Origin of the sequence: Caldimonas caldifontis (assembly GCF_002930615.1) — a bacterium.
Lineage (GTDB): Bacteria > Pseudomonadota > Gammaproteobacteria > Burkholderiales > Burkholderiaceae_C > Caldimonas > Caldimonas caldifontis.
On the sequence record NZ_PSNX01000015.1, the window covers coordinates 126,559 to 147,311 of the forward strand.

General features: G+C 68.8%; 18 protein-coding genes. 4 read left to right on the top strand and 14 right to left on the bottom strand.

The window, feature by feature from the left end:
- On the bottom strand, positions 1–2,907 hold the full coding sequence (locus C1704_RS15160) for an adenosylcobalamin-dependent ribonucleoside-diphosphate reductase (RefSeq protein ID WP_104303581.1): 2,907 nt from the start codon (positions 2,905–2,907) through the stop codon (positions 1–3).
- Between the two features lie 254 nt (positions 2,908–3,161).
- Here C1704_RS15160 and C1704_RS15165 point away from each other — a divergent pair, with 254 nt between their 5' ends.
- Entirely contained in the window at positions 3,162–3,608 is a 447-nt protein-coding gene (locus tag C1704_RS15165) for a putative zinc-binding protein (protein WP_104303691.1), read from the top strand.
- A 49-nt stretch (positions 3,609–3,657) separates the two neighbouring features.
- Positions 3,658–3,990: a cupin domain-containing protein gene (locus tag C1704_RS15170; RefSeq protein WP_104303582.1), complete on the top strand. Its 333-nt coding sequence runs from the start codon at positions 3,658–3,660 to the stop codon at positions 3,988–3,990.
- Here C1704_RS15170 and ubiT read toward each other — a convergent pair whose 3' ends face one another.
- Genes ubiT through ubiU form a run of 3 tightly spaced genes read right to left on the bottom strand, consistent with a single transcriptional unit; the run spans position 3,991 to position 6,358 of the window.
- Positions 3,991–4,422: a ubiquinone anaerobic biosynthesis accessory factor UbiT gene (gene ubiT, locus C1704_RS15175; protein ID WP_104303583.1), complete on the bottom strand. Its 432-nt coding sequence runs from the start codon at positions 4,420–4,422 to the stop codon at positions 3,991–3,993. It lies immediately after the preceding gene.
- Complete coding sequence (locus C1704_RS15180; RefSeq protein WP_104303584.1) at positions 4,419–5,345, bottom strand: U32 family peptidase; 927 nt, start codon at positions 5,343–5,345, stop codon at positions 4,419–4,421. The genes ubiT and C1704_RS15180 overlap by 4 nt, the downstream gene beginning before the upstream one ends.
- Complete coding sequence (gene ubiU, locus C1704_RS15185; RefSeq protein WP_104303585.1) at positions 5,342–6,358, bottom strand: ubiquinone anaerobic biosynthesis protein UbiU; 1,017 nt, start codon at positions 6,356–6,358, stop codon at positions 5,342–5,344. The genes C1704_RS15180 and ubiU overlap by 4 nt, the downstream gene beginning before the upstream one ends.
- 191 nt (positions 6,359–6,549) lie before the next feature.
- On the opposite strand from ubiU, the gene C1704_RS15190 reads away from it, so the two are divergent.
- Both C1704_RS15190 and mepK read left to right on the top strand, forming a co-directional pair.
- Positions 6,550–6,786, top strand: coding sequence for a hypothetical protein (locus tag C1704_RS15190; RefSeq protein ID WP_104303586.1), 237 nt, complete (start codon positions 6,550–6,552; stop codon positions 6,784–6,786).
- 130 nt (positions 6,787–6,916) lie between these two features.
- Entirely contained in the window at positions 6,917–7,525 is a 609-nt protein-coding gene (mepK, locus tag C1704_RS15195) for a peptidoglycan L,D-endopeptidase MepK (protein WP_245876512.1), read from the top strand.
- Positions 7,526–7,536: 11 nt separating this feature from the next.
- Here mepK and C1704_RS15200 read toward each other — a convergent pair whose 3' ends face one another.
- The 10 genes from C1704_RS15200 to C1704_RS15245 form a co-directional block, all read right to left on the bottom strand.
- Complete coding sequence (locus C1704_RS15200; protein ID WP_104303588.1) at positions 7,537–9,219, bottom strand: L,D-transpeptidase family protein; 1,683 nt, start codon at positions 9,217–9,219, stop codon at positions 7,537–7,539.
- 103 nt (positions 9,220–9,322) lie between these two features.
- On the bottom strand, positions 9,323–10,624 hold the full coding sequence (locus C1704_RS15205; RefSeq protein ID WP_104303589.1) for an NnrS family protein: 1,302 nt from the start codon (positions 10,622–10,624) through the stop codon (positions 9,323–9,325).
- A 12-nt stretch (positions 10,625–10,636) separates the two neighbouring features.
- Entirely contained in the window at positions 10,637–11,851 is a 1,215-nt protein-coding gene (locus C1704_RS15210) for an NAD(P)H-dependent flavin oxidoreductase (protein WP_104303590.1), read from the bottom strand.
- Positions 11,852–11,928: 77 nt separating this feature from the next.
- Positions 11,929–12,372, bottom strand: a complete 444-nt coding sequence (locus tag C1704_RS15215) for a universal stress protein (protein ID WP_104303591.1) — start codon at positions 12,370–12,372, stop codon at positions 11,929–11,931.
- A gap of 91 nt (positions 12,373–12,463) precedes the next feature.
- A complete protein-coding gene (locus tag C1704_RS15220; RefSeq protein ID WP_104303592.1) occupies positions 12,464–13,156 on the bottom strand; it encodes a carbonic anhydrase in 693 nt (230 codons plus the stop codon).
- Between the two features lie 18 nt (positions 13,157–13,174).
- The gene (locus tag C1704_RS15225) at positions 13,175–13,984 is read right to left on the bottom strand and encodes a peptidylprolyl isomerase (RefSeq protein WP_104303593.1); all 810 of its coding nucleotides are present in this window, start codon (positions 13,982–13,984) and stop codon (positions 13,175–13,177) included.
- Between the two features lie 11 nt (positions 13,985–13,995).
- A complete protein-coding gene (gene narI, locus C1704_RS15230; RefSeq protein WP_104303594.1) occupies positions 13,996–14,727 on the bottom strand; it encodes a respiratory nitrate reductase subunit gamma in 732 nt (243 codons plus the stop codon).
- Positions 14,724–15,404, bottom strand: a complete 681-nt coding sequence (gene narJ, locus C1704_RS15235; RefSeq protein ID WP_104303595.1) for a nitrate reductase molybdenum cofactor assembly chaperone — start codon at positions 15,402–15,404, stop codon at positions 14,724–14,726. The genes narI and narJ overlap by 4 nt, the downstream gene beginning before the upstream one ends.
- Before the next feature lie 16 nt (positions 15,405–15,420).
- Entirely contained in the window at positions 15,421–16,944 is a 1,524-nt protein-coding gene (gene narH / locus C1704_RS15240; protein WP_104303596.1) for a nitrate reductase subunit beta, read from the bottom strand.
- A gap of 19 nt (positions 16,945–16,963) precedes the next feature.
- Entirely contained in the window at positions 16,964–20,746 is a 3,783-nt protein-coding gene (locus C1704_RS15245; RefSeq protein WP_104303692.1) for a nitrate reductase subunit alpha, read from the bottom strand.
- Positions 20,747–20,753 lie beyond the last annotated feature (7 nt).

Genomic DNA, 20,753 nt, shown 5'->3' on the forward strand with positions numbered 1-20,753 from the left:
TCACCCGCACGTCCCCGTGTACCCGCAGGCCGTGCAGAAGTCGCACCCGTCCTTGTGGATGACCGTCATGTTGCCGCACTCGGGGCAGCGGCTGCCGGCCATGGGGGTGGTGGCTTTGGGCGGCGAGCCCTCGGCATGGGGCGCCTGGAGAATGCCCATCTCGCGCACGGGGAAGCCGTCTTCGTCCAGCACGCCCAGCATCGCGTAGCGGTGGATGATGAGGCGGGCCATGTAGGCCACGGTGGAGGGCCAGGTCTGCTGGCGGCGTTCACCGTGGGGCAGGCCGGGCACAAAGGCCATGAAGTGGCCCAGGGGTTCGGCATAGTTGAGCAGCTTGCGCAGCTTCATGCCGATCCAGGCCGGGTCGATCACGCGCATGTCGAGCGAGAGCACACGGGCCAGGCCGTCCATGGCGCGTGGGTAGTTGCCTGACAGGCCCATGGCGCAGGGCCGCGTGACGGGCGCACCGTCGGGGCCGGGCAGGGTCACCTCCTTGAGCGTGAGCGTGAAGGATTCGCCGGTGGCGGGGTTGTCGATGTCCACCGACCAGGCCAGCGTGCCCGAGGTGCCGGTGCGCGGTTCGTCGCGGCTGAACATGGCATCCAGCACCGGGGTGGCGCGCTCCAGGGCGCTGTCCTTCCACACGCCCAGCTGCTCGCAGCGCCAGCGGATGACGGCGGCCGTGGCGGCCACCACGCCGGGGAAACGGCGCGGCTCGCCGTGGGGCGGGAAAGGCATGTCGAAGGCCCGTTCCTCGGCCACGGTGGCCAGGGCGTCGAGCTTGAGTTGCAGCCAGGCGCTGTCATTGGCGCGCAGGTCCATCGACAGGGTCTTGGCCATGGCGCCCAGGCCCCGCGGCTGCTCGGCGCCGTTCACCCACACTTCGAAGGGCAAGGAGCGCCCCGCCTGAGCACCTTCGCCCGGGAGTTCGCCCACGAAAAGCGCAAACTCGCCGAAGGGGTGGCTGATCATGAAGGTCCAGGCCGGGTTGCCTGCCGGCAGCTCCGGACGGCCCGGCCAGCGCAGCGAGGCCAGCACGGGGGCGGGCAGGCGGTCGAGCGCCATGCGCCGGTTGGCATCGCTGGACACGAGGGCCTGGGGTTGCGGGGTGCTGGGCGTCACACTCAGCACCGAGCCCAGCACGGCATTGGGCCGGTAGGTGGCCAGGCCCTTGAGGCCGGACTTCCAGGCGCGCAGGTACAGGTCCTGGAAGTCGGCATAGGGGTAGTCGGCCGGCACGTTCACGGTCTTGGAGATGGCCGTGTCGATGTACGGCGCCACCGCGGCCACCATCTCCTGGTGGGCGCTGGCGCTCATTTCCAGCGCCGTGACGAAGGCGTCGGTGAGCGGCGCGTCCTCGCCTTTCAGGTGGCGGTACAGGCGCCAGGCATGGTCTTCGACGGCGTATTCCTTGAAGGTGCCGTCGGGCATGCGCTTCTTGCGCGAATACGTCCAGCTGAAGGCGGGCTCGATGCCGTTGCTGGCGTTGTCGGCGAAGGCCAGGCTGATGGTGCCGGTGGGCGCGATGGACAGCAGGTGCGAGTTGCGGATGCCGTGGGCGCGGATGCGGTCCTTCAGCGGCTGAGGCAGGCGCGAGGCGAAGGCACCGCGTGAAAGGTAAAGATCAGCGTTGAACAGCGGGAAGGGACCGCGTTCCTGCGCCAGCGCCACCGAGGCCTCGTAGGCCGCGTCGCGCATCACCTCACTGATGCGGCGTGCGGTGGCGCGCGCCTCGGGCGTGTCGTAGCGCTGGCCCAGCATCACCAGCGCATCGCCCAGGCCGGTGAAGCCCAGGCCCACGCGGCGCTTGTGGCGGGCCTCTTCCTGCTGCTGGGGCAGCGGCCAGTAGGTCACGTCGAGCACGTTGTCGAGCATGCGCACGGCCACGCGGCACAGATCGGCAAAAGCCGCCTCGTCGAAACGGGCCCCGGGCTCGAAGGGCTCGCGCACGAAGCGCGTGAGGTCGATGGAACCCAGGCAGCAGCAGCCATAGGGGGGCAGAGGTTGCTCAGCGCACGGATTCGTGCTTGCGATCGTCTCGCAATAGCCCAGGTTGTTGTCGTCGTTGATGTGGTCGATGAAGAGCACGCCCGGCTCGGCATGGTCGTAGGTGGAGCGCATGATCTGGTCCCACAGATCGCGCGCGGCCACGCGGCGGTAGACCCACAGGCCATCGGCACGCTGGTGGGCGCCGGCCGCCTTCTGGGCTGGGCCGGGCTCGGCCCGGTGCACCAGTTCCACCTCGGCACCGGCCTCCATGGCCTGCATGAAGGCGTCGGTCACGGCCACCGAGATGTTGAAGTTGCGCAGGTCCCCGCTGTCCTTGGCGTGGATGAACTCCTCCACGTCGGGGTGGTCGCAGCGCAGCACGCCCATCTGGGCGCCACGGCGGGCGCCGGCGGATTCCACCGTCTCGCAGGAGCGGTCGAACACGCGCATGTAGCTCACCGGCCCGGAGGCGTTGGACTGCGTGCTGCCCACCCAGGCCCCGCGCGGGCGGATGCGCGAGAAGTCGTAGCCGACGCCGCCGCCGCGACGCATGGTTTCGGCCGCTTCGGTCAGCGCCGTGTAGATGCCGGGATGTCCTTCGTCCAGGTGCGAGATCGAGTCGCCCACCGGCTGCACGAAGCAGTTGATGAGCGTGGCCGTCAACTCGGTGCCCGCGGCCGAGAGGATGCGCCCGGCCGGGATGAAGCCCTGGCGCTGGGCGTCGAGGAAGCGCTGTGACCACAGCGCACGCTGCTCGGGCGCCTCGACCTCGGCCAGGGCCTGGGCGACGCGGGCGCGCACCTCGTCGAGGGTGCGCTCGTCCCCCTTGGCGTACTTCTCGATCAGCACTTCCTCGCTGATCGCCTGGGCGGGCAGGCTGGCGACAAGGGCACGGGCTTGGGACGGGGTGTCTTGCATGGAAGGGTCTCCTGGGCGGGCCTTGGTGACATTGAATTCGGTTTGCGAGCGGCTGTCGAGGGGCAGCCGTATCGGCGGGAGGGTGGGCACCGCGCTGCGCACGGTACGCCGGGGGGCACGGCCATCGGTTGATGTGCGTCACAAGGGCCCGTGTCGGGCACGGGAAGCTTCGGGGCTTGACGCAGGGCAATCCCCTGCTGGCCTCGGGCCGTTAGCTTGGAGACCCGTCCCTCTCGCGTGAAAGACACATGGCCATGGCCCGCCCCACCGATGCGCTCACCCTCGTGTATTCCTGCTCCGGCTGCTCCAGCGTGGCGCAGATGGCCAACCACCTCGCGCTGCGCCTGGACCACGAAGGCCTTGCAGAGATGTCATGCATCGCCGGCGTGGGCGGTGACGTGCCACCGCTGGTGCGCACGTTGAAAGAGGCAGCGCAGACAGGGCGCCCCATCCTCGCCATCGACGGCTGCGCGCTGGCCTGCGTGCGCCACAGCCTGGCGCGCCACGGCATTGCCCCCACGGCGCATGTGCAGCTGGGCGAACAGGGGGTGCGCAAGACCTATCACGCGGACTTCGACGCCAGCCAGGCCGAGGTGGCCTATGCCGAGGTGCGCGAACGCGTGCAGGCCATGAACGCCCTCGTGGCGCCCGACCCGTCGGGATGCGGCGGCACCGGGGCCTGCCGCTGCGCGGGGGCTTGAACTGTTGCACGGCCCGGTCCATCATGGGCCTCGCTTCCAGGAGTGCACGATGGCCCTGCCCCATGCCCAGGCCCGCGACGTGATCGACCTGCAGCCCCTGGGCGCAGCCGTCGCGCAGACCCCCAGCACCAGCCTCATCAAGACGGCGCGGCTGCAGCTGATGCGGGTGGTGCTGCGCGCCGGTCAGTCGCTGCCCGAGCACCAGGTGCCGGGTGAGATCACCATCCAGGGGCTGGAAGGCGAAGCGGTGGTGACCACCACCGAGGGCGAGCGGGTGCTGAAGGCACAGCAGCTCGTGCTGCTGCCTGGCGGCGAGCCGCACGCCGTGCACGCGCGCACCGATTGCTCGCTGCTGGTCACCGTGCGGCTGGGCGGCCCCTGATCAGCGCGGTGGCCACAGTGGGCCCAGCGCATCGAGCGTGTTCTTCAGGATGAGGCCGTACTCGGTGTCGCCTTCCATCACCAGGGCACGCTCGAAAAAGAGGCGATCGGCGTCCTCCTGCCCGCGCATCAGGCGCAGGTAGCTGGCCGCATCAGCGGCGATGCGCAGCGTCACGTCGCCGCCGTCGCTCGCCGGGTGGAAGCCGCGCTCATCCAGGCGCAGCCGGCAGCGCAGCCCCAGGTCCCACACGGCAATCTCGACGACGCGGTGTGACAGCAAGGCGCGCTGCGGTTCATCCAGACGGTGCCGCAGCAGCCGGTTGAGCGCCAGTGCCAGCACCTGCGATGGCGGGCGGATGGGCAGACGCTGCACCAGTGAGCGCAGGGCCTGTGGAGGAGCCGGCCAACGGGCTGGAACCGAAGTCGCGTTCATGCAAACACCTGCTGCAATCCGGCCTGCCGGTGGGCGAAGCCGTTGACGAGCCCACCGGGCAGGCTCAGGGCATCGAGGGCGATGCGGGCCTCATCCACCCGTGTGCCCTGGTGATAGACCCGGTCGAACCACTGCAGCACCTCGGTGAAGCGCTGGCTGCACGGCGACAGGCGCACTCGACGCACCCCCGCGGCGCGCAGGGCCTGGGCTTCGCCGATCAGGCAATGCTGTGCAGCCGACTGCGTCTGGATGCCGTTGAGCGCCAGGAAGGGCTCGCCTTCGGTGGTGGACAGCAGCAGGCCATCGGGATGCTCCAGGCAACGGAAGCCGCATTCGTCCTTGGGCAGGTGGAAGTGACGGGCTGTGAAGCAACGCGCCGAAAACGCCAGCGGCAAGCGCCCGAAGCCGAACACCTCGGTGACCAGCGGGACGTTGCGCGACGTGCACACCGGTTGCTCCGGCGGGTTGATGCGCGCGATGGCGTCAAGCGGCAGCTCCAGCGGCGCCACCCAGCGCACGGCGCCCAGGCGGGCATGCTCGGCCAGCGCGGGGCGGCTGTAGACGTTCACGTGCGGGCCCAGCACGAAGGGCCGGCCCGCCAGGTTGCGCAGGGCCGAGGCGTCGCCGGCTTCCACCAGGAAATCGCCCTGCTCGGCGATGCGGCGCAGGCTGCGCAGCTCGGCTTCCGATTCGATCAGCGCCTGGCTGGCCAGCACCACTTCCTTGCCCGCAGCCGCCAGATCGCGCGCCAGGTCGCGCCAGTCGTCGAGCTTCATCTCGTGGCGGCGCGAGCACACCACCTCCCCCAGCACCACGGTGTCGGCGGGGGAGTCGGCGATCCCGGCGTAGAACTCGATGAGGGTCTTGCGCGGCCAGTAGTACAGCACCGGGCCGACGGTGAAGGCGATGCGATCGTTGCTCATTGCCAGGGCCTGTTGTACGCGCCGAGGGTGTGCTGCTGGCCTTCGGCCCAGCGGCCCAGGTCGGCCACCCACTGGGGCTGGACGGTGTAGCGCGCCGGCTGCGCGGCGCAGTGGTCGATGGCCTGGCGCCACACGCGCGTGACCTGCTCGACATAGGCGGGGCTGCGCTGGCGGCCTTCGATCTTGATGGCGGCCACGCCCATCTCCATCAACTGGGGCAGCACGGCCAGGGTGTTGAGGCTGGTGGGCTCCTCCAGCGCATAGTCACGCACGCCCTCGACGTGGAAGCGGCCCTTGCACAGCGTGGGATAGCCGCGCGGTTCATCCGGCGCGTACACGTCGATCAGCACGTCGTTCAGCCGGGCCTGCACGCCCTGTGGGCCATCGGCCCATCTCACGGCCGACGGCGGCGAACACACGCCCGCGGTGTTGGGCGACTGGCCGGTGGCATACGACGACAGCGCGCAGCGGCCCTCGACCATCACGCACAGGCTGCCGAAGCCGAAGACCTCGACCTCGGCCCGGGTGTGGCGCGCCACATGGCCCACCTGCGACAAGGTGAGCACGCGCGGGAGCACGGCACGCTGGATGCCGTAGCGCTCGCGATAGAACTCGATGGCCTCGTAGGTGGTGGCCGAGGCCTGCACCGACAGGTGCAGGCGCAGCGAGGGCTGATGGTCGCGCGCGTAGGCCAGCACCGCCACGTCGGCGCAGATCAGCGCATCGGCGCCCAGCTCGGCGGCCACGTCCACGGCCCGGTACCAGCGCTCGGGCTCGCGCGCATCGGCATAGGTGTTCAGGGCCATCAGCACCTGGACGCCCCGCCGGTGAGCGTGGGCGATGCCCTCGCGCGCCTGGGCCAGGTCGAAGTTCAGGCCGGCGAAGTTGCGCGCATTGGTCGCATCCTTCAGGCCCAGGTAGACGGCGTCGGCGCCGGCATCGACGGCGAGCGTGAGGGCCCGCAGCGAGCCGGCTGGGCAGACGAGCTGGGGTTTGTCGGAGGGAGCAGACATGCGCGAAGCCAGACGGTTCAGGAGACGGGCCGACTCTAGGCAGCCCCGGACGGTGGGGTTTTGTCGGCGGTCAAAGGCGTGCTTGCAGGCGTGGTCGGGGGCTTGCCGTCCCGCCCGCCGTGCGGACAATAGACCAATGCAATAGACCGACGGGCCGCCGCCACGGCCGCCCGATTCCTCAGGAGGCTGGCATGGATCGCAAACTGCATCTGCTGGACACGTTCTCCGCCCAGGGCGCCGACGGACGCCTCTACAAGGTCAAGGCCTATGAGCAGCTGGTGCGCGACCCGTCCATCGTGGACGGGCAGGAGCACTGGGAACCGCTGGGCGTGACCGAGTTGCGCCTGGACAGCGGCGAGCTGGTCGATGTGCGACCGGACGGCCGCATGCGCGTGGTGGCCTCCGGCCTGACGCTGATGCGGCACTGAGTCACGAACTGCCGCCGATCTGCACCGATCTGCGCGGCATATTCACGATCTGTCACGATCGTGAAGGCGTCGGCTGGCCGTGTGCCGGTGAGTGGCTGTTAACATGGCGCCTCCTGAGCGAGGAGGCACCGTGTGCGATAGCTGTATTCCATCGACACCCGAGCGGCATGAGCCCGCCTCTGGCCTGATCCTGCCCGCACGCCGCCGCCTGCTGGGCGCCCTGGCGGCTGCCCCCCTGGCACTCGCCCTCCCCGGCCTGGCCCGGGCCGGCAAGGCACAACCTTCGGGCGGTTTCCGCGCCCTCGAATTCCTGCACCTGCACACCGGCGAGCGTCTGAAGGTGGAGTACTTCAGCGCCGGCCAGTATGTGCCGGACGCGCTGCAGGCCGTGAACCATCTGCTGCGGGACTTCCGCACCGGGGACGTGGCCGAGATGGACCCCGGACTGCTCGATCTTTTGCATCGTCTGCACGAGACCACCGGCAGCCAGCAGCCCTTTCAGATCATCTCGGCCTATCGCTCGCCCCAGACGAACGAGATGCTGCGCGGGCGCAACGCACGCAGTGGCGTGGCCACCACCAGCCTGCACATGCGCGGGCAGGCGATGGACATCCGCCTGGGCGATGTGGCGCTGACCGACCTGCGCGACGCCGCCTTGTCGCTGCAGGCCGGCGGCGTGGGCTACTACGCCAAGTCGAATTTCGTGCACGTGGACACCGGCCGCGTGCGCAGCTGGTAAGCCGGGCGGCGTCAGCCCGGGCGGCGTCGCTCCAGCGCACGTGCCAGCGGCGCGTCCTGCTGGTACACGTCCGACGCGAAGCGCAGGCCCATGCCGGGGCCTTCCACCCAGGCCGTCAGATACACCAGGGCCACCGGCACCGGCCGGTCCAGCATCACGTGCTGCGATGGGGGCGCATCGTCCTTCATGGCCGCGGCCACACGTTCGGGGCCCCAGCCCGGCTTGTCGCGCAAGACCCAGGTGGCGAGGGCGGCCGGCTCGTGCACGCGCACGCAGCCATGGCTGAAGTCGCGCCGCTCGCGCAGGAACAGGCTGCGCGAGGGCGTGTCGTGCAGGTAGATGGCCTCGTCGTTGGGCATCATGAACTTGACCGCCCCCAGCGCGTTCCCCGGGCCCGGCTTCTGGCGCAGGCGCAGGCTGCCGTCGCGCAGGCCGGCCAGGGCCTCGGGGCCGAACGCCACCACCGGCGAACGATCGGCCGGCCCGGCCACCACCTCTTTGTTCTGGCGCAGCACATAGGCCGGGTCGGCCTCGATCTTGGGCAACTCCTCGTTGCGCAGGATGTTGGGTGGCACGTTCCAGTAGGGACGGAAGACGAGGTAGCGCAGGTCTTCCATCATCGAGGGCGTGGCGTCCTTGCCATGGCGCCCCACCACCACCCGCATGTCCATCACCGAAGCCTGGGCGGAGTCGGCATAGGCCCACAGGCGGAACATCGGCAGGTTGACCAGGATGAGGGACTGACCGGCCGTGTGGGGCATCCAGCGCAGGCGCTCGAGGGCCAGTTCGACCTGGCGCACGCGCTGCGCGAGGGGCACGTTCAGCGCTGCCACCGTGGAGGGGCCGATCACGCCGTCGTCATTGAGGCCATGGCGGGCCTGGAAGCGGCGCACGGCCGGCTCCCAGGCGGGGTCATAGACCGCGGGCTCGGACGGCGCGGGCGCATCGGCCGCCAGGTCGCCCAGGAAACGCAGGCGCTCGTGCAGGAGGGCAGCCCCGGGGTGGGCCTCGCCCGGGCGCAGGCTGGGCTTGAAGCCCGGCAGCAGGGTGAGGCGCTCCTGCGCCGCCTGCGCCCGCAAGGCCGGCAAGGCGGCGCGCAGACGCTCGTAGGCCGGCCAGGTCGGCCGCAGCGCCTGCACGGCCGGGGCCAGGCGCTGCGCCACCAGGGCTTCATGCAAGGCCATCGCCTCGTCGAAGGCCGCACGGGCGGGGCGACGCTTCCAGCCATGCTGGCGGGGATCGACCCGGCCCAGGTGCAGGTCGCGCAGATAGCGCACCATGGCCAGGCTCAGTCGGACATCGAGCGCCCCCAGGGCAGCCGCCCGGTCGGGTGTGGCGGGCACATCGGCGCCCGCCAGAGTGGCCACTTCCTCGATGGCGCGGGTCAGGGTCTCGGCCCGGTAATCCGTGGGGCGCAAGCCTTCGTCCGCAGCACCGGCGAGCAGGGCCAGGGCCTCGGCCGTGACGGGCAGCGCCCGGCCTGCGGCATCGAACCAGCGCAAGGTGGGCTCGCCCCGCGCGTACAGGCGGCGCAGCGCGTCGATGTCGCCCGCGCTCAGGGGTTCGCCCAAAGCGGCAGGACGCTCAAGCCAGGGCGCCGCCGCCGGCGCCCCGGTCGAAGCCAGCAGTCCGCCGGGAAGGAAGGCGCACGCGCAAGCCGCCAGGGCGGCCGTGAAGGATCGGAAGTTGGGCATAGGAGCGCTACGTTAGCAGCCGGGGCGCCGCGCCACATCCCCCGAATCGGCGAAGTCCGACCCCGATTGCGGGGGGGGGGAGGGGGGGGGGAAGCGGGCCGCGTCAGCCTGGGCGGCCGTCAGCCCGCGGCCGGCCATACCAGCGGCCATAGCGCAGGCTCCAGGCCACGGCAACGGCAGCCCAGAGGCCCGCCGCCAGACCCACCAGGCCGGTCGAGCCGGTCCAGTGGGTGGCCCCCAGCAGGCGCAGCACCACGGCCGCCTGCAAACCCCAGAACAGACCCCAGGCGATGTTGTCGGCTGCGAGCGTGCGGCCGCCATGGCCGCAGGACACCCGCGTGGCCATCGCCAGGAGGATGGAGCCCAGGAAGCCGAGCGTGAGGGCATGCAGCGGGGCGAGACTGAGGTCGACGCTGCGAGCGCTGACCCACCAGACGAGGGCCGCAACGGCTTGCAGCCCGAAGGCGATGCCCAGCCAGACGAAGCCCAGGTGCAGCATGGCCAGCAGGCGCACCCGCAGGCTTTGCACCAGACCCCAGCGTACGGCCAGCCACAATGCGCCTGCGGCCGCGCACAGGTTGAAGCCCACCGCAAACGCCGTGCCCACGTCCGAGACGCGCGCCCAGGGCCCGAGCAAGGGCTGCGCGCCAAGCGCGGCCAGCCAGGTCCACAGCAGCCACATCGGCCGCCAGGCATCGAGCACCGGCAGGGCCGCGGCCGTGAAGAAGGGAATCATGCGGTGCAGCACGGCGGCATACACCGGCGCGATGAACCACCACAGCCCCACGCCCAGGGCCGCGAGGCTCCAGCCGGGTTCGTCCATCGCCAACCCTGCCACGGCGGCCCACAGGCTGGCCACCCCGATGATGCTGGCGCCCAGCACCACCCGCGCGTGCGTGCGGTCGGGCACGCGGCTCGCGCGCACCAGACCCGCGAACTGCCAGGTGAAGCCCGTCCAACCCCAGGCTACTGCGCCCAGGCCGATGGCGGCCAGCGGCGCCAGGGTGTGCACGCCCATCAGGAAGACGGCCCAACCACTGAGGCTGGCCAGCAGGGGCGAGAGCATGCTCCGCGCCTCGACCGGTGGCAGGCCGAGCCACTTCGGCCCGGCCGTGAAGAGGAAGCCCGTGAAGAAGAGCGGCATGAAGCCGAAGCCCATGATCAGCGCGTGTGCGAGGCTTGGCGACAGGGCCCACGGCAGCGCCGGCGCATGGCCCCAGCGCGCCGCCAGCACCAGCAGCCACCACAGCGCGCTGACCGATAGCATCAAGGCGCCGGCGAAAAAGCCCAGGCGGTGGGGGGAAGCCAGCAGCCAGGACCATTGCCAACGCGAAGGCGAATGCAGGCGGTCCCGCGGTGAGGGATGGGGGCTCGCTGTCAGAGGCTGGATGGGAATGGAACGCATGCCGGTTCCTCGTCAGGCCGCGGCAGGAGGTGCCGGTGTCAGCAGGCGCTCGACCAGTTCGCGCACGCTGCGGATCTGGTCACCAAAGGGCAAGGCCCCCACGCCACGGAAGAAGAGGCCCTTCTTCACGTCACCGCGCAGGGCGGCCGCCAGCTGGTGGTCGATGCAGAACTGGCCCCAGCCGGGCAGGCCGTCGCGCAGGCCGCACTGGGCCAGGCAGTCGAAGGCCTTGGTGCAGCGGCTCTTCACGTGCGCCACGGCCTGCAGCTTCTCCTCGATCTTGAGGTAGGCCTTGAGCCAGGGCGTGGCCACCGCGCGCGCCGGCAGGCCGGCCACGCTGGTGAACTCGACCATGTCCTCCTCGCGGGCTTGCGCCAGCACGCGCTTGAACTCCGGGTGGGCATCGCCCTCTTCGGTCACGGCGAACGGGGTGCCCAGCTGCACGGCATGGGCGCCCAGCGACTGCACACGGGCGATGTCGGCATGGGTGCGGATGCCGCCGGCGGCGATGAGCGGGATCTCGCGCTCGATGCCCGCCTTGCGCAGGAACTCGCGGGTCTCGGGCAGGACGCGCTCGAAGTCGAAGCGCGGGTCGTTCAGGTCGGCGATCTTCGCGGCCCCCAGGTGGCCGCCGGCCAGGCGGGGGTGCTCGATCACGATGGCGTCGGGCAGGCGCTTCTTGCGCTCCCACTTCTTCACGATGAGCTGCACGCCGCGGCTGTCGGAGAGGATGGGAATGAGCAGCGCGTCGGGGTGATCCTGCGCCAGGTCGGGCAGGTCCAGCGGCAGGCCGGCACCCACCACGATGGCGTCGATGCCCGCTTCGAGCGCACGCTTCACGCTGGCCGCGTACTCGCTCACGGCCCGCATCACGTTCATCGCCACGAGGCCCCGGCCGCCGCTGCGCTCACGCGCGGCCGCCACTTCACGGTCGATGGCTTCGAGGTTGGCGGCGTCGATGGCCTGCTTGGCGGCTTCGCCCATGCCCAGGCCGCGGGTACGCTCCATCAGGTCGGGGTGATGGCGGCGCAGGTCCACGCTGCTCAGTGTGCCCACACCGCCCAGTGCCGCCACGCTGCCCGCCAGGCGATGGCCGGAGACGCCAACCCCCATGCCACCTTGCACGATGGGCAGCAGGCGAGCGCCCCTGAGCATCAGCGCCGACAGGCCGCTGCGCTCGAGCAGGCCCAGGAGCGCGGGTTCAACGGGAGACGAAACTTCAGCCATGGACACACCTCGTGATGGAGGTGTGAAGGTACGCGGACGCCGCCGGCAGGGCCTTGACCCTGCTCAATGGAAGACCGTCAATGCAGCACGAGCACCGGCAGTTTCGTGCGCGACATGAGGTTCTTCGTGTGTGACCCCCACATCAGTTCGCCGAACACGCCGCGGCCGTGGGTGACCATGACCACGAGGTCGCACTGGTGATCGCGCGCGGCATCGACGATGGCATCCTCGATGTTGCTGGCCTGCACGCTCACGCGCTGGAAGGCCACGCCCGCCTCGGCTGCGAGGCGCTCGAAGCGCCCCAGCACCTCGTCGGCATGGGCCCGCACGGTTTCGTCATGCGCCTTGGTGATGCGGCCGTAGACATAGCCTTCGCCGATGCTGGCCGGTGGGGGCGCAAAGGGTTCGACGATGAAGCCCGTGACGCGCGCACCCAGGCGCTGGGCCAGGGCCAGCCCCGAGGTCATGGCCTTGTCGCTGAGGTCGCTGCCATCAACGGGCACGAGCAGGTGGTTGAACATGTGAGTCTCCCCATCGGGTCACCGTTGACCCTCGCAATGACTCTACGCTGCCGCTGCGGCCAGGCCTTGTTCCACGTCAAGAGCAGGGAAATCAACCGGGATGCAGCCGTGTGTCGATCTCGTTGAAGCAGGCTTCGGAATCGGCGGGGGCGTAGGGGCCGGTCCCGCTGTGTTCCGAACGGGATGCGGGGACGAAGCCGCCGTTGCGCACATCGAAGACGTGCACCTCGCCGTCCTCGATCACATAGTACCAACCATGCAGCGTGATCTGGCCGGCCTCGACCCGAGAACGCACCATGGGGTAGTCCATCAGGCGCTCGAGTTGCAGCACCACGGCGCGCTGCTCGGTGCGGCGCAATGCCTCGGGGCTCACCTGCACCGGCAGGGCGGCTTCCCGCGCCAGGTCCAGCCAGCGGGCCAGGTTGGGCGCTTCGGGCGAGATCTCCTCGTACAGCGCCTTCATCGCCCCGCAATGGCTGTGGCCGCACACGACGATGCGCGTGACTTTCAGGTTGAGCACCGCAAACTCGATGGCTGCCGTCGTGCCGTGGTGGCCATGGCTGCCGTCATAGGGCGGCACCAGCGCGCCCACGTTGCGCACGATGAACAGTTCTCCGGGACCGGTTCCCGTGAGCAGGTAGGGCACGAGGCGGGAGTCGGAGCAGCCGATGAACAGCGTCGTGGGGTGCTGCCCGTGGTCGACCAGGTCGCGGAAACGTGCCTGGTGCTGCGGGAAGTAGTCGTCGTGGAAACGGCGCAGGCGGGCGATCAGCTCATCAGGCATGGCCCTTCCTCCCCTGCGCTACTGCACCAGGGGCGATTCCGCCGCGTCGAGCGCCACCCCCTCCAGTGTGGCCTGACCTGCGAGCACACGCAGGTACTGACGCAGGGCAGTCACATAGGCCTGCTGCTGCAGGGCCAGTCGCACAGCGCCCCGCACCGCCTCGAAGGGCTGGGCCTGACCGGCCTGGCGCTCCAGCACCTCCACCACATGCAGGCCGAAGCGGCTGTGCACGAGGCGGGGCAGCACGCCCACTTCCGGGTGACCGAAGATTTCGCGCGCGAACTCCGGGGCGCAGTCGCTCGCACGCAACCAGCCTTCGTCGTCACCGATGGCGCCGCCGTGCGCACTGCTGGGGCAGTTCGACCAAGCCTGTGCAGCCTGCGCAAAACGCTGGTCCTGGTCGGCCTCGGTCTGGCCTTCGTCATGGCAGCGCAGTTCCAGCAGCACGCTCTCGGCCTTCAGGCGCAAGGCCTTCACGTCCACACCGGGGGTGACGGCAAAGAGGACGTGACGGGCGCGCACCCGCTCACCTTCGCTGTACTGGGCGGCATGGGCCGCGTGGTGGCGACGCAGGGCCTCCTCGGAGGGCTCGGGCAGGTCCAGCTCGCGCTCGAGCAAGGCTTCGATCGCCGCGCTGGCTGCTTCGCTGATCACGCCATCGGTGCCGGGCACATCGGTGGCCTGCAGCAGGCCGGCAGCCTGCGCCGCCTGGCGCAGCAGCTCGGTGCAGGCGCGTTGGCGCAGGGCTTCCTCCGGCAGGGACTCGCCGGGCGCGTGCAGGGCCTGCCCGTTGACGCGGGCCACGAGGCTCAGGGTGTCGGTGCTCATGAGGCTCTCCTTCAGGCGACGGGGCGGCGCGAGCGGTTGTGGTCCGCCGGCAGATTCAGCCGACGCGAACGCACCACCTGGTAGGGGCGCACCAGATAAGACAAGGAACCGAAGCCGCTCCACACGTGCACCAGGCGGGTGAAGGGGAAGACCAGGAACATCGTCATGCCCAGGACCATGTGGGCCCGGAAGACCCAGGAGATATCAGCCATCAGCTCGGCCGCGCCGGGTCGGAAGGTGACGATGCGCTGCGCCCACTCGGCCAGGACCAGCATCACGCTGCCGTCCAGGTGCTGGGCCGACAGCGGCACGGTGGCCAGTCCCAGCACCAGCTGCACCCACAGCAGCCACAGCAGAAAGATGTCGCTGGTCTTGGACGTGGCGCGAATGCGCGGGTCCGACAGGCGGCGGTGCAAGAGCAGGCTCACGCCGATCAGCGCCAGCACGCCGGCAATGCCACCCGCCGTCATGGCCAGCACTTGCTTGGTGCCCGGGCTCATGAAGGGCTCGTACAGGAAGTGCGGCGTGAGCATGCCCACGAAGTGGCCGAAGAACAGGAAGAGCACCCCCGCGTGAAAGAGGTTGCTGCCCCAGCGCAGCTGGCCGGTACGCAGCAGCTGCGAGGAATCGCTTTTCCAGGTGTACTGGTCACGATCGAAGCGCAGCAGGCTGCCGACGAAGAACACCCCGAGGCAGATGTAGGGGTAGAGGCCAAAGAAGAAGAAATCGACGGTGGCTTTCATGCGCGTGCTCCTTGGGAAGGTGCCGGCTTGCGGACGATGTGAATGGGCTGGGGGTGTTCCGGTCGGTTCTGGCCCTTGGTGGCGCAGCCATCAAAGGCCGGGGGCTCGGCCCAGGCGTCATCCAGACCTTCTTCGGGCGGCAGGGCCACGTGCTGGACCCGCTCGCCCGCCATTTCCAGCACGGCAGCGATGGCTGCCGCATAGGGGCTTTGCCGTTGCACGAGGGCGGTGTGCAAGGCGTTCAGGATGTGCGCCATCTCGCCGAGGAAGTCGCGCGCCACAGCCGCCTCCTGGGTGGCGGCGAACTCCAGGGCCACGGGCAGGTAGTCGGGCAGTTCACCCGGAGCAAGGTAGAGGCCCGCCTGCTCGTAGGTCTGCAGCAGGTCCACCATCGCCGGGCCGCGGTCACGCGAGTCACCGTGCACGTGCTCGAACAGATGCAGAGAAGTGGCGCGGCCCCGGTCGAACGTGTCCACGTACCGGGCCTCGACCTCGAAAGACTCCCCACGGCGCAGTTGCCGGATCAGCGCCTGCAGACCGGCGCGGGCGTCCTTGCTGAGCGCAGACTCCTCGACCACCACGGCCTCGATCTCATCGAGGGCGGCGCGCAGCGCGTCATCGGGGTAACCCAGCAGGCAGGCCACCGCGCGGCAGCTTCGGGAAGGAAAACGTTTCATCGTGGGTCTCCTGCGCTCAGACGGTGGCCTTGATGGGGATGGTGCGCTTCTTCTTGCCGCCGAAAAGGCTGGTCTCGGTGCTGCCATCGGAGCAGCCGTTGCCGAAGGAGAAGCCGCAGCCGCCGCGCACATCGAAGGCGTTCTCGGCGTACTCGCGGTGCGTGGTCGGAATGACGAAGCGGTCTTCGTAGTTGGCAATCGCCATCACGTGGTACATGTCTTCCACCGTGGCCTGGTCGATGCCCACCTGCTCCAGCGCGGCGGTGTTGATGCGCCCTTCCACGTGCTTCTCGCGCTGGTAGGCGCGCATGGCCAGCATGCGTTCAAGCGCGCGCACCACGGGTGCCGTCTCACCGGCGGTCAGCATGTTGGCGAGGTAGCGCACGGGGATGCGCAGCTGGTTGACGTCGGGGATCTCGCCGTTGATGCCGATGTCGCCGGCGTTGGCCGCAGCGGTGATGGGCGACAGGGGCGGCACGTACCACACCATCGGCAGCGTGCGGTATTCGGGGTGCAGCGGCAGCGCCACCTTCCAGTCCACCGCCATCTTGTAGACGGGGCTGGTGCGCGCCGCCTCCAGCCAGGCCTCGGGAATGCCGTCGGCGCGGGCCTGCTCGATCACTTTGGGATCGTTCGGATCGAGGAAGATGTCGAGCTGGGCCTGGTAGAGGTCGCGGTCGTGCTCGACGCTGGCCGCCTGCTCGATGCGATCGGCGTCATACAGCAGCACCCCCAGGTAGCGGATGCGGCCCACGCAGGTTTCCGAGCACACCGTGGGCTGGCCTGCCTCGATGCGGGGGTAGCAGAAGATGCACTTCTCGGCCTTGCCGGTCTGCCAGTTGTAGTAGATCTTCTTGTAGGGGCAACCCGAGACGCACATGCGCCAGCCGCGGCACTTGTCCTGGTCGATCAGGACGATGCCGTCCTCCTCGCGCTTGTAGATCGAGCCCGAGGGGCAGGAGGCCACGCACGCCGGGTTGAGGCAGTGCTCGCACAGGCGCGGCAGGTACATCATGAAGGTGTTCTCGAACTGGCCGTAGATGTCCTTCTGCACCTCGTCGAAGTTCTTGTCCTTCGAGCGCTTGGCGAATTCGCCGCCGAGGATCTCCTCCCAGTTCGGGCCCCATTCGATCTTTTCCATGCGCTGGCCGGTGATGAGGCTGCGGGGGCGCGCCACCGGCGCCGCCTTGGTTTCCGGGGCGGACTGGAGATGGTCGTAGTCGAAGGTGAAGGGCTCGTAGTAGTCGTCGATCTCGGGCAGGTGGGGGTTGGCGAAGATGCGCATGAGCAGCTTCCACTTGCCGCCCTGGCGCGGTTCGATGCTGCCGTTGCTCTTGCGGACCCAGCCGCCATGCCACCTGTCCTGGTTCTCCCATTCCTTGGGGTAGCCGATGCCGGGTTTGGTCTCGACGTTGTTGAACCAGGCGTACTCCATGCCCGGCCGGTTGGTCCAGACGTTCTTGCAGGTGACGGAGCAGGTGTGGCAACCGATGCACTTGTCCAGGTTGAGGACCATGCCGATCTGTGCGCGGACTTTCATCGCAGGTATCTCCTTTTTTTCAGGCAGCGGTCGCCGGGGTCTCGTCATCGAGCCAGTCGATGCGCTTCATCTTGCGCACCACCACGAACTCGTCACGGTTGGTGCCGATGGTCCCGTAGTAGTTGAAGCCGTAGCTGTACTGGGCGTAGCCGCCGATCATGTGCGTGGGCTTGGTGACGATGCGGGTCACCGAGTTGTGGATGCCGCCGCGCTGCCCGGTGATCTCGCTGCCCGGGGTGTTGATGGTTTTTTCCTGCGCGTGGTACATCATCACCATGCCGGGGTTGACGCGCTGGCTCACCACGGCCCGGGCCGCGATGGCGCCGTTGGCGTTGAAGAGCTCGACCCAGTCGTTGTCGACGATGCCGGCGCGTTTCGCGTCGTCCTCGCTCAGCCAGATGACCGGGCCGCCCCGGTTTAGCGTGAGCATCACGAGGTTGTCGCTGTAGGTGGAATGGATGCCCCACTTCTGGTGCGGCGTGATGAAGTTGAGCGTGATCTCCGGGTTGCCGTTGGGCTTGCGGTTCATCACCTCGTCCACCGTCTTCAGGTCCACCGGCGGGCGGTAGCTGGTGAAGCCCTCGCCGAAGGCGATCATCCAGGGGTGGTCCTGGTAGAACTGCTGGCGGCCCGTGAGGGTGCGCCAGGGGATCAGCTCGTGCACGTTGGTGTAGCCGGCGTTGTAGCTGACCTTCTCGCTCTCCAGGCCCGACCAGGTGGGCGAGCTGATGATCTTGCGCGGCTGGGCCTGGATGTCGCGGAAGCGGATCTTCTCGTCCTCGCGATGCAGGGCCAGGTGGGTGTGTTCGCGTCCGGTGATCTTGGAGAGCGCCTCCCAGGCCTTCACGGCGACGTGGCCGTTGGTCTCGGGCGCCAGCATCATCACCACCTCGGTGGCATCGATATCGGTCTCGATCTTCGGCATGCCCTTGGTCACGCCCTCCTCGTGCACCTTGCCGTTCAGTTCGGCAAGCTGGCGCACTTCCTCGGCCGTGTTCCAGGCGATGCCCTTGCCGCCGTTGCCCACCTTCTCCATCAGCGGGCCCAGGGCCGTGAAACGCTTGTAGGTGTTGGGGTAGTCACGCTCGACCACCGTGATCTGTGGCGCGGTCTTGCCCGGGATGAGGTCGCACTGACCCTTCTTCCATTCCTGCACATCGAAGGGCTGGGCCAGCTCGGCCGGCGTGTCGTGCATCAGCGGGGTGAGCACCACTTCCTTCTCCACCCCCAGGTGGCCCACGCAAACCTCGCTGAACTTGCTTGCGAAACCCTTGTAGATCTCCCAGTCGGAGCGGGCCTGCCAGGCCGGGTCCACCGCCGTGGACAGCGGGTGGATGAAGGGGTGCATGTCGCTGGTGTTGAGATCGTTCTTCTCGTACCAGGTCGCCGTGGGCAGCACGATGTCGGAGTACAGGCAGGTCGTGCTCATGCGGAAGTCGAGCGTGACCAGCAGATCGAGCTTGCCTTCGGGCGCCTGCGCGTGCCAGGCCACTTCCTTCGGTTTGGCATCGCCGGGGCCCAGATCCTTGCCCTGCACACCGTGGGCGGTGCCCAGCAGGTGCTTGAGGAAGTATTCATGGCCCTTGCCCGAGGAGCCCAGGAGATTGGAGCGCCACACGAAGAGATTGCGCGGCCAGTTGTTGGGATGATCTGGATCCTCGCAGCTCATCTTGAGCGCGCCGCTCTTGAGCGAGCCCACCACGTAGTCCTTGGTGTCCTGGCCTGCGGCCTGCGCGTCCCGCACCACCTGCAGCGGGTTGGTCTGCAGCTGGGGTGCGCTGGGCAGCCAGCCCATGCGCTCGGCACGCACGTTGTAGTCGATCAGGCTGCCCTGGAACTGGGCCTTGTCGGCCAGCGGCGAGAGCACCTCTTCCACCCCCAGCTTTTCGTAGCGCCACTGATCGGTGTGGGCATAGAAGAAGCTGGTGGAGTTCTGCTGGCGCGGTGGGCGGATCCAGTCGAGCGCAAAGGCCAGGGCGGTCCAGCCGGTTTGCGGGCGCAGCTTCTCCTGGCCCACGTAGTGCGCCCAGCCCCCGCCACTCTGGCCCACGCAGCCGCACAGCATCAGCATGTTGATGATGCCGCGGTAGTTCATGTCGCTGTGGTACCAGTGGTTCATCGCCGCGCCGATGATCACCATGGACTTGCCGTGCGTCTTGTCGGCGTTGTCGGCAAACTGGCGCGCCACGGCGATCACCTGGTCGCGCTTGACCCCGGTGATCTTCTCCTGCCACGCCGGGGTGTAGGGCACGTTGTCGTCGTAAGAGAGCGCTGCGTTCTCGCCAGGCAGGCCACGCGAGACGCCGTAGTTCGCTGCCAGCAGGTCGAACACCGTGGCCACCAGGGCTTCGCGGGGTTCGCCCGCCTTGCCCAGGGCGATGCGCACGGCCGGCACCTTGCGGCGCATCACGTCGCCCGTGGCCTTGTTGGCGTTGAAGTGCGGGGTGTCGATGCCCCCGAAGTAGGGGAAGGCCACGTCCACCACTTCATGGGCCTGCGCGCCCTCTTCCAGCACCGACAGCTTGAGCTTCACGTCGTGGCCATGGCGGGCCTCCTTGTTCTCGAGGTTCCAGCGCCCCGCATCGGGCCGGCCGTCGGGTCCCCAGCGGAAGCCGATGGAGCCATGGGGCAGCACCACCTTGCCCATGTCGTCGAAGGCCACGGTCTTCCACTCGGGGTGGTTGGTCTGGCCAAGCTTGCCGTTGAAGTCGCTGGCGCGCACATAGCGGTCAGGTACCAGCGTTTTGCTGCCGTCGGGCAGCGTGTGTTCCTTGAGCTGCACCAGCAGCGGCAGATCGGTGTAGCGACGTGCGTAATCGTCGAAGTAGCTGGATCGCCTGTCGAAGTAGAACTCCTTCAGGATCACATGCCCCATGGCCATGGCCAGCGCGGCGTCCGTGCCCTGCTTGGGGTGCATCCACAGGTCGGCCAGTTTGGAGACCTCGGCGTAGTCGGGCGTGATGGCCACGACCTTGGCGCCCTTGTAGCGCACCTCGGTGAAGAAGTGCGCGTCGGGGGTGCGCGTCTGGGGCACGTTGGAACCCCAGGCGATCAGGAAGGTGGAGTTGTACCAGTCGGCGCTCTCGGGCACGTCGGTCTGCTCGCCCCAGGTCTGGGGGCTGGACGGCGGCAGGTCGCAGTACCAGTCGTAGAAGCTCATGCACACGCCGCCGATCAGCGAGAGGTAGCGGCTGCCGGCGGCATACGAGATCATCGACATCGCCGGGATCGGGGAAAAGCCGATGACACGGTCAGGACCGTACTTCTTGATCGTGTAGACATTGGCCGCGGCAATGATCTCGTTGACCTCATCCCAGGTGGAACGCACGAAGCCGCCGAGTCCGCGCTGCTGCTGGTAGTCGCGCCGCTGGCTGTCGTTCTCCATGATGCTGGCCCAGGCATCGACCGGGCTCCTGGCGACGGCCTTGGCGGCACGCCAGTGCTTGAGCAATCGGCCCCGCACCATGGGGTACTTCACCCGGTTGGCGCTGTACAGGTACCACGAATAGCTGGCCCCCCGTGCGCAGCCGCGCGGCTCGTGGTTGGGCAGGTCGGGCCGGGTGCGCGGGTAGTCGGTCTGCTGGGTTTCCCAGGTGACGATGCCGCCCTTGACATAGATCTTCCACGAGCACGAGCCGGTGCAGTTGGTGCCGTGGGTGGAACGCACGATCTTGTCGTGGGCCCAGCGCGCGCGGTAGGCGTCCTCCCAGGTGCGGTCTTCGCCGGTGGTCACGCCGTGACCATCGGAGAAATGTTCCTTGGGCTGGTTGAAGTAGGTCAGTCGGTCGAGGAAATGGCTCATCAGGGGC